The organism is Thioclava sp. F36-7, from assembly GCF_002020075.1.
In the GTDB taxonomy this organism is placed as follows: Bacteria; Pseudomonadota; Alphaproteobacteria; order Rhodobacterales; family Rhodobacteraceae; genus Thioclava; species Thioclava sediminum.
The window spans coordinates 129,637-141,770 of the sequence record NZ_MPZR01000011.1 but is presented as its reverse complement, the minus strand read 5'-3'; the positions used below and the strand labels follow the sequence as shown (position 1 = coordinate 141,770).

Sequence of the window (12,134 nt, the reverse complement as noted above, 5' to 3'; positions counted from 1 at the left end):
TGATCTCCTTCTCGTCGAAGATCAGCAGACTGCAAATCGTAGCTTATGTCAGTGTCCGAATTTCAGGGGGTAGCTCAGACTTCTGCATTACCAAGCATTTTCTGGCGCGCGCGGCCAGTATCAGGCCAGAACTCTACCCTACGCGCTTGAGAGCCGCCCAAACTCTGGCTGACACATGTGATACGCTCCTTAGCTAGGAACGCGATTGAGAACTCGCTATTCTTAAAGCCGATGTCCGAGAGGCCGTTGACCATGCGCGTACCACCAAATAGCTTCGCGCGTAGATCACTGCGCTGCGCCCCGTGTTTAATAAGTTCATTGATCAAAAGCTCCATCGCATTCACGCCGAAGCTTGCCGCTTGAAAGGTTGAACCGGTCGTATTCGGCAATAGAAAGTGGTTCATACCACCGACCTGCGCATTTTCATCGTAGAGACAACAGGCGACACAAGAGCCGAGGATCGTTGTAATCGATTGCGCGCCCGTGCCGGCGACCAGAAACTCGCCTTGCGAAATATGGATCGGTCTGTCTGTGGAAACTGCATTCATGTTTCACCTACTTTCCTGACCTTTGCCGGGCTCTGAGTACATCTCCTGAGAATTTCTGGGGCGATTTTTTCAAGGGCCACCGAATAGGACGCCGCGCCAATTTCAAGCGCTGCCCTCGGCATTCCAAAAACAGTCGACGTCTCCTTGTCTTGGGCAAAACAATGTGCTCCAGCTCGGCGCAAGAGCATCATCCCCTCCGCGCCATCTCGGCCCATACCGGTGAGTAAAACGACGACGGCATTCGTAGCCATATCCAGTGCGGATTCGAACAGAATATCCACCGACGGTCGATGTCCGTTTCGCTTCTCGCTTTCAAGCAATGACAGGTAAGGTGTTCTGTCATTTTGAACCGTGAGATGCGTCGGGCCACCAGGCGCAAGATAGACTTGCCCCTGTGCGAGAGGGAGGCCCGTTTGGCCAAGCCGCACACTTGGCGCAATGATACGATCAAGCCGTTCGGCGAAGCTCGCGAGGAAGCTCTCTGGCATGTGCTGCGCTATGAGCGTGGGCGGGCAATTTTCAGGAAATCGCTTCAAGATCGTCTCGAGGGCGTCAACGCCGCCGGTCGAGGACCCAATCAGCACGATTTGACCGGCCCAGTGAAAGTTTTGTGCGGGCCTCACCGCAGCTCGCTCGACCCCACACTGAGGCAGGCGCGCGTTTGCTGCCGCAAGAAGAATATCTGGAAGCGTCTCAAAACTCTTTTCGAGGTGACCAGACCGCGGCTTTCCCACGCAATCGATCGCACCGAGGGCGAGCGCTTCGATTGCGGCGCGCGATCCGCTATGGGTTTCCGTCGACACCATGACCACAGGCATCGGTCTCAAACGCATGAGGCGTTCAAGAAAATCGAGGCCGTTCATCCGCGGCATCTCGACATCGAGCGTGATCACATCCGGCGAAAGCGCTTTAATTTTTTCACGCGCCTCAAACGCGTCCGCCGCTTCGCCGACGACGACTAGGCGCGCGTCGTTTGCCAGACGCGCTCGAATAAGTTGACGCATCGTAGCCGAGTCATCGACGATGAGAACTTTCTTGGCGAGCGGCAATTCGTTTGGCATCGCGTGTCCTTCGTGCGAATTCAAAACTCTTCCCAGTCTTCAGCTGAAAAGGTGGTACCGCGCGGAGCGGGTTCGCCCACCGCTTGCGGAAGTTCACGGCCTCCTTCGCTTGCCTGAACCCCATGTTGATTTTGCGCCGACAGAGTGCTCTCGCCTTCGTTTGACGTCGCCCGCATACTGACTTTGAACTGGGCAGTGATGTCGCGCAGGGATGTCGCATTTGTCATCAGAGCGTGACTGGCGGCGGTCGTTTCTTCGAACATTGCTGCGTTTTGTTGCGTCACCTGATCCAGCTGATTCACCGCGGTATTTATCTCTTTCAGCCCCTCTGCCTGCTCATGGGCACCGCCCGCTATTTCAGAGACACGCGCTGAAATATCGACGACAGCGTTAAGAATTTCCGTGAGCGCACGGCCGGTTTCGCCGACGAGGCCCACGCCTCGGGTCACCTGTTCGCTCGACGCGGTGATCAGGGTGTCGATTTCGCGTGCGGCTTCGGAAGACCGTTGCGCGAGGGCGCGTACTTCTGAAGCGACAACGGCGAAACCGCGGCCCGCTTCACCGGCGCGCGCGGCTTCGACACCAGCGTTGAGCGCAAGTAGGTTGGTCTGAAACGCAATCTCGTCGATCACGCCGATGATCTTGGAAATCTGCTGTGAGCTGGTTTCGATTTCGCTCATCGCCTGTATGGCCTGCTTGACCACTTCACCAGAGGTTTCCGCGCTGTTGCGGGCTTCCGATACCACCCTATCCGCTTCGGCCACGCCTTGTGCCGAAGTCGTGACAGAGGATGAGAGCTGGTCGAGCGCGGCTGCGGTCTCTTCGAGCGTCGCGGCCTGCTGTTCCGTTCTGCGGCTGAGGTCATCAGAGGCAGAGGCGATCTCACTGGCCTCAGTGTCGATCGCTGCAGCGTTGTCGATGACTGAAACGATCGCTGCCGCTAGGTTTTGTGCCGCAGCGTTGAAATCGTTGCGCAACGCCTCGTATTCCTCGGAAAACTCCGTGTCGAGCGTCAGGCTCAGGTCGCCGCGCGACAGGGCCGCGAGTCCGAGCTGAAGCGTCTCGACGACAGATTTCTGAGCCTCGAGCATTTTGAGATTTCGCTGTTGTGCGGAGGCAAGCGCGGCTTCCGCGACGGTCACGTCACTGGCCATGAGCACGATCTTCATCAAGCGCCCTGCTTTATCCGAGATCGGATTGAGCGAGCCGTCGAGCAGAAAGGTATTGCCCTGACGGTCACGTATCGAAAAGCGGGCAGTGACGGGCTCACCGGCGGCAATCGCGGGCCAAAGATCACTTCCATCAACCGTGCTTAGCCAGTCCTTCAACGGGGCCCCCACGAGGTCTGGTGCTTGAGCGCCGAGGAGCGATTGCAGATTTGCGTTCATCCGAACGACCATCCCGGCAGGATTGGCCTCGCAAAAGAGCTGACCTCGCTCGATGGCCGCGATGAGGGCATCCTTCATCCGTCGCTCCGTCACGTCACGCCACTCGACCACGAACCCCGCCTGATTGCCCTCCCCATCGACGAATTCGGTGACGTCGACACCAAAACGACCCTCGCCAACTTTGATATCGACATGAAGCGGCAATTGGGCTGGATCACCGAGCAGCGCACGGGCGTGTCCCCGATTGGCGTGGAAATCATCCATCGAGCGGCCCACAAGATTTTCAGGATCGAGGTCGGGACTGACGACGCGGAACTCGTCGAGCCGCGACTCGACCAGATCGACGAGCGCACGGTTGACATGGGTGATACGGAAGTCGCGATCGACGATCATCAGGGCGGCGGAGGCGTTGGCATAGGCTGCGCCCTGTCGCGTGGCCTCGCGTTTGATCCCTTCAGACTGATCAAGCTCGTTGCGCAGGTTGCTCAGCGCGGAGGCGATTGCACCGACTTCGTCGCCACGGCGAGTCTGTGCGATCTCGCTCGCGTAATCGCCTCCGCTGATCTTGCGAATGGATTTTTCCAGGCCCTTGAGAGGGTTTGAGACGGATCGTGCCATCCAGGCAGAAAGGGCCGCCAATAGAAGGATGAGCCAGGACGCGTTGAATAGCATCGCACGGGCAAGTGACGTGGCAGGAGCGAACAGCTCTGCACGGTCTTGCTCGACGACCGCCCAATAGGGCTGATCGAATAGAGTGACCTTTTGGGTTCTCTCGATCGCTGGATGCCCATGCAAAGAGATCACCTCTTCCTGCGCCTGTTCTACAGCACTCACGGTAGCCGCGGGCAAAACCTCCCCCGGTTTTGGAGCTTTGGCCGGAAAGCGCAGATCGCTCATCAGCCTCCCTTTCCCGTCAATCAGGAAACCTTCACCGGTCTCGCCGATGCCGCGCGGGTTGGCCATGATCGCCCCAAGTTCGGTCATTGGCTTTCGCAAGACCACAGCACCGAGCTTGAGACCATTTCCGCTTCGCACGGGGCGTGCGGCGAAGAACCGACCCTTGCCATCCTCGAAATGCGGGGGCGAAACGGCGACGGTATCGGCCGCCACCATGCCCGTCGGCGCGCTCAGCCAATCCAGCGCAGCGGTCGCGGCCTCGATCAGCCCCGCCGGTTCATCCGCAAGCGCGTGACCAATCGCGCTGTGATCACGCGCGGCAAATATAATGCGACCGTCACGATCGATAAGATAGAAATCGCTCAGGCCATTCTCGGCCAAAATTTGATCAATGGCGGGTCCATAGCGGTCGAGTAGCAGGCGGTAGTCCCGGAGCGGGCCGCTCACCTCGCCCTCGGACGCCCCGGCCTCTGCGGCCCCGGTCCGCAGGCTTTCGATGGCGGGAGGATCGAGCCGGTTGAGGCTCTTGGTGAAATCGTAAAGCGCCCGCGCCGTGTCGGGATTGGCGGCGATCGTGCGGGTATTGGAGGCCAGTGTCTGCGCCCAGTCCTCCGCGAGGGCGACGCGCGCGGCTAGCGTTCGCGTGAGGCGCTGCGTCCCTTCGCTTTCCAGCAGTCCGTAGGCGGTGCGATAGGCCGAAATCCCCATGATTGTCAGTGCGACCATCGCGATCGCGACCAGCATCAGCGGTAGTTTCAAGCCTAGTTTGAGATTGTCGAAAAAGCGCATCAACGTCCTCCAGCGAACTGCGGCTGCGACCCGACCCATCGGGGCAATCGCGTTCACCATCGGGCGAAGAGTTGAAGATTCCTCTAACTTCCGAAAAATTCCCGCAGGCTGGCCCTAAGGGATCAGACGCCAAGCAGCGCGGACCGCAAAAGTCCCGATCTGCGGCGGAATTCCGACAGTACCAGCGCGCCCGGTGCCAGCGGGTCTTCTACGACGCGCGCGCGCGCGAGGAGAGCCCGGGCCTGCCATCCCGGTAGGAGTGCCGCCTTGGCCGGTCCCAGACGCAGCTTGCGGGCGGGTTCGAGTCGCACTTGGCCCTCCGCCGCGAGCTGATGCAGCGTTGCGACCTCCGGCGCGGCAAGAGGCGGGCGCCCCCGCGCGGCGAGATCGGACCATGCCTGCAGGAGCGCCGCAAGACCGGCGCCGGCACCGAAACTGCGCACGGTGATTTCCGCGTCTTCGGGCGCGCCAAGGGCTTCGGCGGCGGCCCAGTAAAGCGCGCCGGAAGTCTGATCGAGATAGGCCCAAAGGCTTGAAATATCGTCGAAAGGATCGGGCCAGCAATCGGCACGACGGGCTTCGGCCGCGGCAATCAAATGGCGCGCGGGTTGTGCCACCGAGACAAGCGCCGGGCCGATCTCATGCGGCGGTTCGCGGCCCTCGGACAGAGCCTCCAGCGCATCGACCCACCATTGCAGGCGCATCTCGGCGACCATCGGCTCCGACGAGGCCCAGGGCGCACGCGCGATCTCGAGATTGGCGGCGTAGAGCGGCCAGAGGCGGTCACGCAGCTCCGCAGGCGCAGCCATCGTGGCGGCGAACCGGTCGGGATCGCCCTGACGCACGGCCTCGGCCGCCGCTTGAAGAGACGCGGCCAGATCGCTCATGCCGGTTTCGCCCCGTCGCGCATCAGCTTCCAGATCATCGCGTCGAGCAGCGCCTCGAAACTCGCGTCCACTATGTTCGGCGACACGCCCACGGTCGACCAGCGCTGGCCCGCATCGTCTTCGCTGTCGATGATGACGCGGGTGACGGCCTCGGTGCCGCCTTGCGTGATACGGACGCGGAAATCGACCAGTTTCATGTCGTCGATCAGGCTCTGATAGGGGCCGAGATCCTTCGACAGCGCTTTCGAGAGCGCGTTCACCGGGCCGCGGTCATGACCCTGCTCGTCCATGCTTTCCGAGACCGAGAGCATCTTCTTCCCGCCGACTTTTACCACCACGACCGCCTCGGAAATCGAGACCATCTTGTCGTAGCGGTTCTTGCGGCGCTCCACCGTGACCTTGTAGCGCTTCACCTCGAAGAACTTCGGCAATTGCCCCAGCTCGGCCCGCGCGAGCAGCTCGAAACTCGCCTGCGCCCCGTCATAGGCATAGCCCTGATCCTCGCGCTCCTTGATCAGATCGAGGATGCGGGCGAGGCGCGGATCGTCCTTCGCGACCTCGATCCCCATGCCTTTCAGCCGCGCACGCAGGTTCGACTGGCCCGCCTGATTGGACATCGGGATGAGGCGCGTATTCCCCACCACGGCGGGGTCGATATGCTCGTAAGTGTCTGGATTCTTTAGGATCGCAGAGGCGTGTAGCCCCGCCTTATGGGTAAAGGCCGAGGCGCCGACATAGGGCGCGGAGCGCAGCGGCACACGGTTCAGGATATCGTCGAGCTTGCGCGAAAGCTTGGTGATGTCGCGCAGGCTTTCGGGCGCGATCCCGGTGTCGAGCGTCGAGGCGTAGGGCTCTTTCAGCAGAAGCGTCGGGATCAGCGTGATCAGGTTTGCGTTGCCGCAGCGCTCTCCCAGCCCATTCAGCGTGCCTTGGATCTGGCGCGCACCGGCCTCGATGGCCGCGAGGCTGCCAGCCACGGCGTTGCCGGTGTCGTCATGGCAATGGATGCCGAGACGGTCGCCGGGAATGCCCGCCGCGATCACCGCTTCAACGATCTTGCCGATCTCGCCCGGCAGCGTGCCGCCATTGGTGTCGCACAGAACGATCCAGCGCGCGCCGGCCTCATAGGCCGCGCGGCAGCACTCCAGCGCATAGTCGGGGTTCGCCTTGTAGCCGTCGAAGAAATGCTCGGCGTCGAACAGCGCCTCGCGACCTTGCGCCACCATATGCGCGACCGAGGCGCGAATATTCTCGAGGTTCTCCTCCAGCGTGATCCCGAGCGCGGTGGTGACGTGGTAGTCATGCGTCTTGCCGACGAGGCAGACCGCGGGGGTATTGGCGTTCATAACGCCTGCGAGCACGTCGTCATTCGCGGCCGAGCGCCCTGCCCGCTTGGTCATTCCGAACGCGGTGAAGGTCGCGCGCGTCTCGGGCCGCGCCTCGAAGAAATCGCTGTCGGTCGGGTTCGCGCCGGGCCAGCCGCCCTCGATATAGTCGATGCCGATCGCGTCGAGCGCCTTGGCGATCTCGATCTTCTCAGGGACGGAGAACTGGACGCCCGCCGATTGCTGCCCATCGCGGAGCGTGGTGTCGTAGAGATAGAGGCGTTGTTTGGTCATTGGTTGCCTCCGTCGAGGTTACGTTCCGCCTGGCGGCACGCCGGGCCGCGCCCTAAGGGCCCAAGAACCACCGGATCGCTTGCGATCCGGTTCGCCCCCGACCCGCCCCCCAGGGCGGGGGCGAAGATGCCCCCACCCTCGGGCCGGGGGCAAACCTGCGTTGCGTAAGCCATCACAGGCCCTCCAGCTTGGCGGAGTCGAAATCGGGTCCGGGCAGCAATTCCACCCCAGCCTTCGACATGCGCACCTCGACACCAGCGGCGATGAGGGCCTGTTTCATTGCGTCGACCGGTGCGAAGTCTTTGGTTTCCAAGGCATTCGCACGCAGCGTCGCGAGCTTGTCGGCGAGGCCCGAGAGATCGGCCTCCGGTGCCGCAGCCCATTCCCCCATTTCTGGAAGGAGGAGGCCGAGAAGCTGGGCTGATGCCAAAAAGCCCGAGAGCAGCCCAGCAAGCAGATCAACCGGCTCATTGCTGGCAGGTTCTTGTCGCGCTATCATCCGCGCCATTCTATGAAGCTCCGAAAGTGCCTCCGGCATATTCAGATCGTTGGAGAGTGCATCGACAACGACTTTAGATGGATTTCCCGGGACCACCCTTTCGGTCACTGTGCGCCACTTCCGCAGAGTCGCCTCAGCCGCCCGCGCCTTCTCCGCTGTCCAATCCATCGGCTTCGTATAATGCGTCTGCAGGAACACGAAGCGGATCACCTCGCCCGGAATACCCTTCTCGCCGTCATGGCCGTCCAGCAGATCGCGCACGGTGAAGAAATTGCCCAAGCTCTTGGACATCTTCTTGCCCTCGACCTGCAGCATCTCGTTATGCAGCCAGTAGTTCGCGAACGATCCCTCGGGATGGGCACAGCAGCTTTGCGCGATCTCGTTCTCGTGGTGCGGGAATTGCAGGTCTATGCCGCCGCCATGGATGTCGAACGACGCACCGAGCAACTCGTAAGACATGGCCGAGCACTCGATATGCCAGCCCGGACGGCCCCGGCCCCACGGGCTCTCCCAGCCCGGCAGCCCCTCATCGGAGGGCTTCCAGAGCACGAAATCCATCGGGTCTTCCTTGAAGGGCGCAACCTCAACCCGGGCGCCTGCCATCATGTCATCGACCGTCCGACCGGACAGCGCGCCATAATCCTTGTAGCTGCGCACCCGAAACAGCACATGGCCCTCGGCGGCATAGGCGTGACCGTCTTCGATCAGCTTTTCGATCATCGCGATCATCGCGCCGATATAATCCGTCGCGCGCGGCTCCTGATCCGGGCGCAAGGCGCCGAGCGCATCCATGTCGGCATGATACCAGCCGATGGTTTCCTCGGTCCGCGCGCGGATCAGCTCTTCCAGCGAGCCTTCGGCTCCGGCCTCTTTTCGCGCCAGCGCCGTCGCGTTGATTTTGTCATCCACATCCGTAAAATTGCGCACATAGGTGACGTGCTCCGGTCCGTAGACATGGCGAAGCAACCGGTAGAGCACATCGAACACCACCACCGGGCGGGCGTTGCCGAGATGCGCGCGGTCGTAAACGGTCGGGCCGCAGAGATACATCCGCACGTTGTCGGCATCGATCGGACGAAAATCCTCGACTTTCCGGGTCAGGGAATTGCGCAAACGGATCTGGGTCATGTGTCCTCGCAAAGGGTCGGCGGCACCTGCCGGCGGGCTTACAAGGTCATGAGAAATTTGGAAAGAGAAGACCAGCCCGCGTGACGTATGTCAGCGGATAATGCAGCAGATGATGATGGTCTTCGTGGTCATGGCGGCAGCATAGGACGCAGCGCGCCCGAAGGTCCAGAGCAAAAACGACCGGGAGCAACGTCATAGAAAAAGGCGGCCGAAGCCGCCTTCTAAAAGGTTTCCGATCAGTGTCTTACAGGTCGATCTTCACTTGATTTCGACGTCGTCCATCGCCTCGACGATCATCAGATCCCGCTCGGACGCGCCTTTGGCATGGGCGAGCGCCGCCTGATACTCGTCGGAGTAGTAGCAGGTCTCGGCGGCCTCCAGCGACGGGAACCATGCAACGACGTTGCGCGCGCGGTCATTGCCTTCGAGCTGCACATAGCGTGCGCCACGGGCGAGGAACCGTCCGCCATGTTTCGCGATCGCGGGGCCCGCGCCCTCGGCGTATTTGCCATAGGCGTCGTCGTCGAGCACCTTCACATGGGCGATCCAGAATGCGCCTGCCATTACAATCCCTCCAAAACAGTTTTCACGGCCGCGATGGCCTCATCGGCTTTCGACGGATCGGCCCCACCGGCTTGCGCCATATCGGGACGACCGCCGCCGCCTTTGCCGCCAAGCGCCTGCGCCGCGGCTTTCACCAGATCGACCGCGCTGACGCGCTCGGTCAGGTCCTTGGTCACGCCAGCCGCTACGGCCGCCTTGCCGCCCGCATCGGCCACCACGAGGATCACGCCGGAGCCGACATTCTCTTTCAGCTCGTCCACGATCCCCGGAAGGTCCTTGCCGGTCACACCGGAAACAACCTGAGGAACGAACTTCAAGCCGTTGATTTCGCTGATATCCGGACCACCGGAGGCACCGCCGCCCATCGCAAGCTCACGACGAAGCTGCGCGATCTCATTGGCCTGCGCCTTGCGCTCGTCGAGGATCGCCTGCAGACGTCCGAGCAGATCGGCCTCGGAGGTTTTCACCAGCCCTTCGATCTCGCCCAGCAGCTTGTCGCGGCGGCGCAGCTCGGCCATCGCGATATCACCGGTCAGCGCCTCGATCCGACGCACGCCCGACGAGGACGCGCTTTCGCCGGTCAGGACGAAGGTGCCGATATCGCCGGTCCGCTTCACATGGGTGCCGCCGCAAAGCTCGAGCGAATAAACATTTCCGTTCGTGCCTTTGCCGGAATTCGCCAACTCGCCCATCGAGACGACGCGAACCTCATCGCCGTATTTCTCGCCGAACAGCGCCTGCGCGCCCAGATCGCGCGCATCGTCCGGCGTCATGATCCGGGTATCGACCTGCGTGTTTTGGCGAATGAATTCATTCACTTCGCGTTCGATCTTCGCGACTTCCTCGGCCGAGAGCGCCTTGTTATGCGAGAAATCGAAGCGCAGACGATCCTCGGCATTGAGCGAGCCGCGTTGGGCCACGTGATCGCCCAACGTGCGACGCAGCGCCTCGTGCAGCAGGTGCGTGGCCGAGTGGTTCGCGCGGATCGCGCTGCGGCGTGCGTGATCGACTTCCAGTTTCGCGCCCTGCCCCTTAGCGATCTCGCCCTCGGTGACGCGCGCGAAATGGATGAAGACGCCTGCGACTTTCTTGGTGTCGGTAACTTCGGCTTTACCCGTCTCGGTCACGATCCAACCGCGATCGCCGACCTGACCGCCGCTTTCGGCGTAGAACGGGGTCTGGTTGACCACGATCTGCACCTCGCCGGTCGCTTTGCCGATCTCGGCCCCATCGGTTACGAGCGCGGTGATCTGACCTTCGGCGGTCTCGGTGTCGTAGCCCAGGAATTCGGTCGCGCCAAGTTTCTCGGACAGGTCGAACCAGATCGCGGCATTGGCCGCCTCGCCGGTACCGGACCAGCTGGCGCGCGCCTTGGCCTTCTGCTCTTCCATCGCGGCGTCGAACCCTTCGGTATCGACCTCGCGCTCACGTTCGCGCAGCGCATCCTGCGTCAGATCGAGCGGGAAGCCGAACGTGTCATAAAGCTTGAACGCGGTCTCGCCCGGCAGTCGTTCCCCTTCGGGCAGGTCCACAAGCGCCTCGTCGAGCAGCTTGAGCCCGCGATCGAGCGTGGTCTTGAAGCGGGTTTCCTCGCCCAGAAGCGTCTCTTCGATCAGCGCCTGCGCCCGGCCCAGCTCGGGGTAAGCCGCACCCATCTCGCGGATCAGCGACGGCACGAGACGGTGCATCACCGGATCCTTCGCGCCCAGCAAGTGCGCGTGACGCATCGCGCGGCGCATGATCCGGCGCAGGACGTAGCCACGCCCATCCGCCGAGGGCATCACGCCATCCGCGATCAGGAACGAGGTCGACCGCAAGTGATCCGCGATCACACGGTGATGCACGTTGCCCGGCCCGTCCGGCGCACCATCGGTCGCGTTGGCCGAGGCCTCGATCAGGTGGCGCATCAGGTCGGTGTCGTAATTGTCGTGCTTGCCTTGCAGCAGCGCGCCAATCCGCTCGAGCCCCATGCCGGTGTCAATCGACTGCATGTCGAGCGCGCGCATCGAGCCGTCCTCGAACTGCTCGTTCTGCATGAAGACGAGGTTCCAGATCTCGATGAACCGGTCGCCATCTTCCTCGGGCGAACCGGGCGGACCACCCCAGATATGGTCGCCGTGATCGAAGAAAATCTCGGTGCAGGGACCGCAGGGACCGGTCGGGCCCATCTGCCAGAAGTTGTCGGAGGTCGGGATGCGGATGATCCGCTCGTCGGGCAGGCCTGCGACCTTCTTCCAGATATTCGCCGCCTCGTCATCGGTGTGGTAGACCGTGACCAGCAGCTTGTCCTTCGGAATGTCGAAATCCTTGGTCAGCAATTCCCAAGCGAACGGGATCGCGTCTTCCTTGAAATAATCCCCGAAGGAGAAATTCCCCAGCATCTCGAAGAACGTATGGTGGCGCGCGGTGTAGCCGACATTGTCGAGGTCGTTGTGCTTACCGCCGGCGCGCACGCATTTCTGCGCGGTCGTTGCGCGGTTGTACTCGCGCTTTTCCACCCCGGTGAAGCAGTTCTTGAACTGCACCATGCCGGAATTGGTGAACATCAGCGTCGGGTCGTTGCGCGGAACGAGGGGCGAGCTGTCAACGACCCGGTGGTCGTTACGCTCGAAGTAATTAAGGAAAGTGGAGCGGATTTCGTTAAGGCTGGGCATATCGTCCTGTCTCGCCTGATCGGGCATGTTCGGTCCCGTTTAACGCCGCCCCTTCCCCCTGTCCAGCAATCGCAAAAAGGCCGGGAGACGACGCTCCCGG

General features: G+C 61.9%; 8 protein-coding genes. All 8 read right to left on the bottom strand.

The window, feature by feature from the left end:
* Window positions 1–74: 74 nt before the first annotated feature.
* On the bottom strand, window positions 75–548 hold the full coding sequence (locus BMI89_RS18310) for a chemotaxis protein CheD (protein ID WP_078572273.1): 474 nt from the start codon (window positions 546–548) through the stop codon (window positions 75–77).
* Window positions 545–1,609 carry a chemotaxis response regulator protein-glutamate methylesterase gene (locus tag BMI89_RS18305; protein ID WP_078572272.1) on the bottom strand — a complete coding sequence of 355 codons (1,065 nt, stop codon included), beginning with the start codon at window positions 1,607–1,609 and terminating at the stop codon, window positions 545–547. Before BMI89_RS18305 ends, BMI89_RS18310 begins: the two co-directional genes overlap by 4 nt.
* 20 nt (window positions 1,610–1,629) lie before the next feature.
* Window positions 1,630–4,683 carry a methyl-accepting chemotaxis protein gene (locus BMI89_RS18300; protein WP_168176835.1) on the bottom strand — a complete coding sequence of 1,018 codons (3,054 nt, stop codon included), beginning with the start codon at window positions 4,681–4,683 and terminating at the stop codon, window positions 1,630–1,632.
* Between the two features lie 122 nt (window positions 4,684–4,805).
* Window positions 4,806–5,570: a squalene/phytoene synthase family protein gene (locus BMI89_RS18295; protein ID WP_078572270.1), complete on the bottom strand. Its 765-nt coding sequence runs from the start codon at window positions 5,568–5,570 to the stop codon at window positions 4,806–4,808.
* On the bottom strand, window positions 5,567–7,189 hold the full coding sequence (gene cimA, locus BMI89_RS18290; protein ID WP_078572269.1) for a citramalate synthase: 1,623 nt from the start codon (window positions 7,187–7,189) through the stop codon (window positions 5,567–5,569). The genes BMI89_RS18295 and cimA overlap by 4 nt, the downstream gene beginning before the upstream one ends.
* A 172-nt stretch (window positions 7,190–7,361) precedes the next feature.
* Window positions 7,362–8,816: a cysteine--tRNA ligase gene (cysS, locus tag BMI89_RS18285; protein WP_078572268.1), complete on the bottom strand. Its 1,455-nt coding sequence runs from the start codon at window positions 8,814–8,816 to the stop codon at window positions 7,362–7,364.
* Window positions 8,817–9,074: 258 nt separating this feature from the next.
* Complete coding sequence (locus BMI89_RS18280; RefSeq protein WP_078572267.1) at window positions 9,075–9,380, bottom strand: DUF1330 domain-containing protein; 306 nt, start codon at window positions 9,378–9,380, stop codon at window positions 9,075–9,077.
* A complete protein-coding gene (gene alaS / locus BMI89_RS18275) occupies window positions 9,380–12,034 on the bottom strand; it encodes an alanine--tRNA ligase (RefSeq protein ID WP_078572284.1) in 2,655 nt (884 codons plus the stop codon). The genes BMI89_RS18280 and alaS overlap by 1 nt, the downstream gene beginning before the upstream one ends.
* Window positions 12,035–12,134: the final 100 nt, after the last annotated feature.

Coding starts and splice junctions, on each gene's coding strand:
- BMI89_RS18295 (WP_078572270.1), bottom strand. CDS start 5,570: ATGAGCGATCTGGCCGCGTCTCTTCAAGCGGCGGCCGAGGCCGTGCGT.
- alaS (WP_078572284.1), bottom strand. CDS start 12,034: ATGCCCAGCCTTAACGAAATCCGCTCCACTTTCCTTAATTACTTCGAG.
- BMI89_RS18305 (WP_078572272.1), bottom strand. CDS start 1,609: ATGCCAAACGAATTGCCGCTCGCCAAGAAAGTTCTCATCGTCGATGAC.
- BMI89_RS18280 (WP_078572267.1), bottom strand. CDS start 9,380: ATGGCAGGCGCATTCTGGATCGCCCATGTGAAGGTGCTCGACGACGAC.
- cysS (WP_078572268.1), bottom strand. CDS start 8,816: ATGACCCAGATCCGTTTGCGCAATTCCCTGACCCGGAAAGTCGAGGAT.
- BMI89_RS18310 (WP_078572273.1), bottom strand. CDS start 548: ATGAATGCAGTTTCCACAGACAGACCGATCCATATTTCGCAAGGCGAG.
- cimA (WP_078572269.1), bottom strand. CDS start 7,189: ATGACCAAACAACGCCTCTATCTCTACGACACCACGCTCCGCGATGGG.
- BMI89_RS18300 (WP_168176835.1), bottom strand. CDS start 4,683: ATGCGCTTTTTCGACAATCTCAAACTAGGCTTGAAACTACCGCTGATG.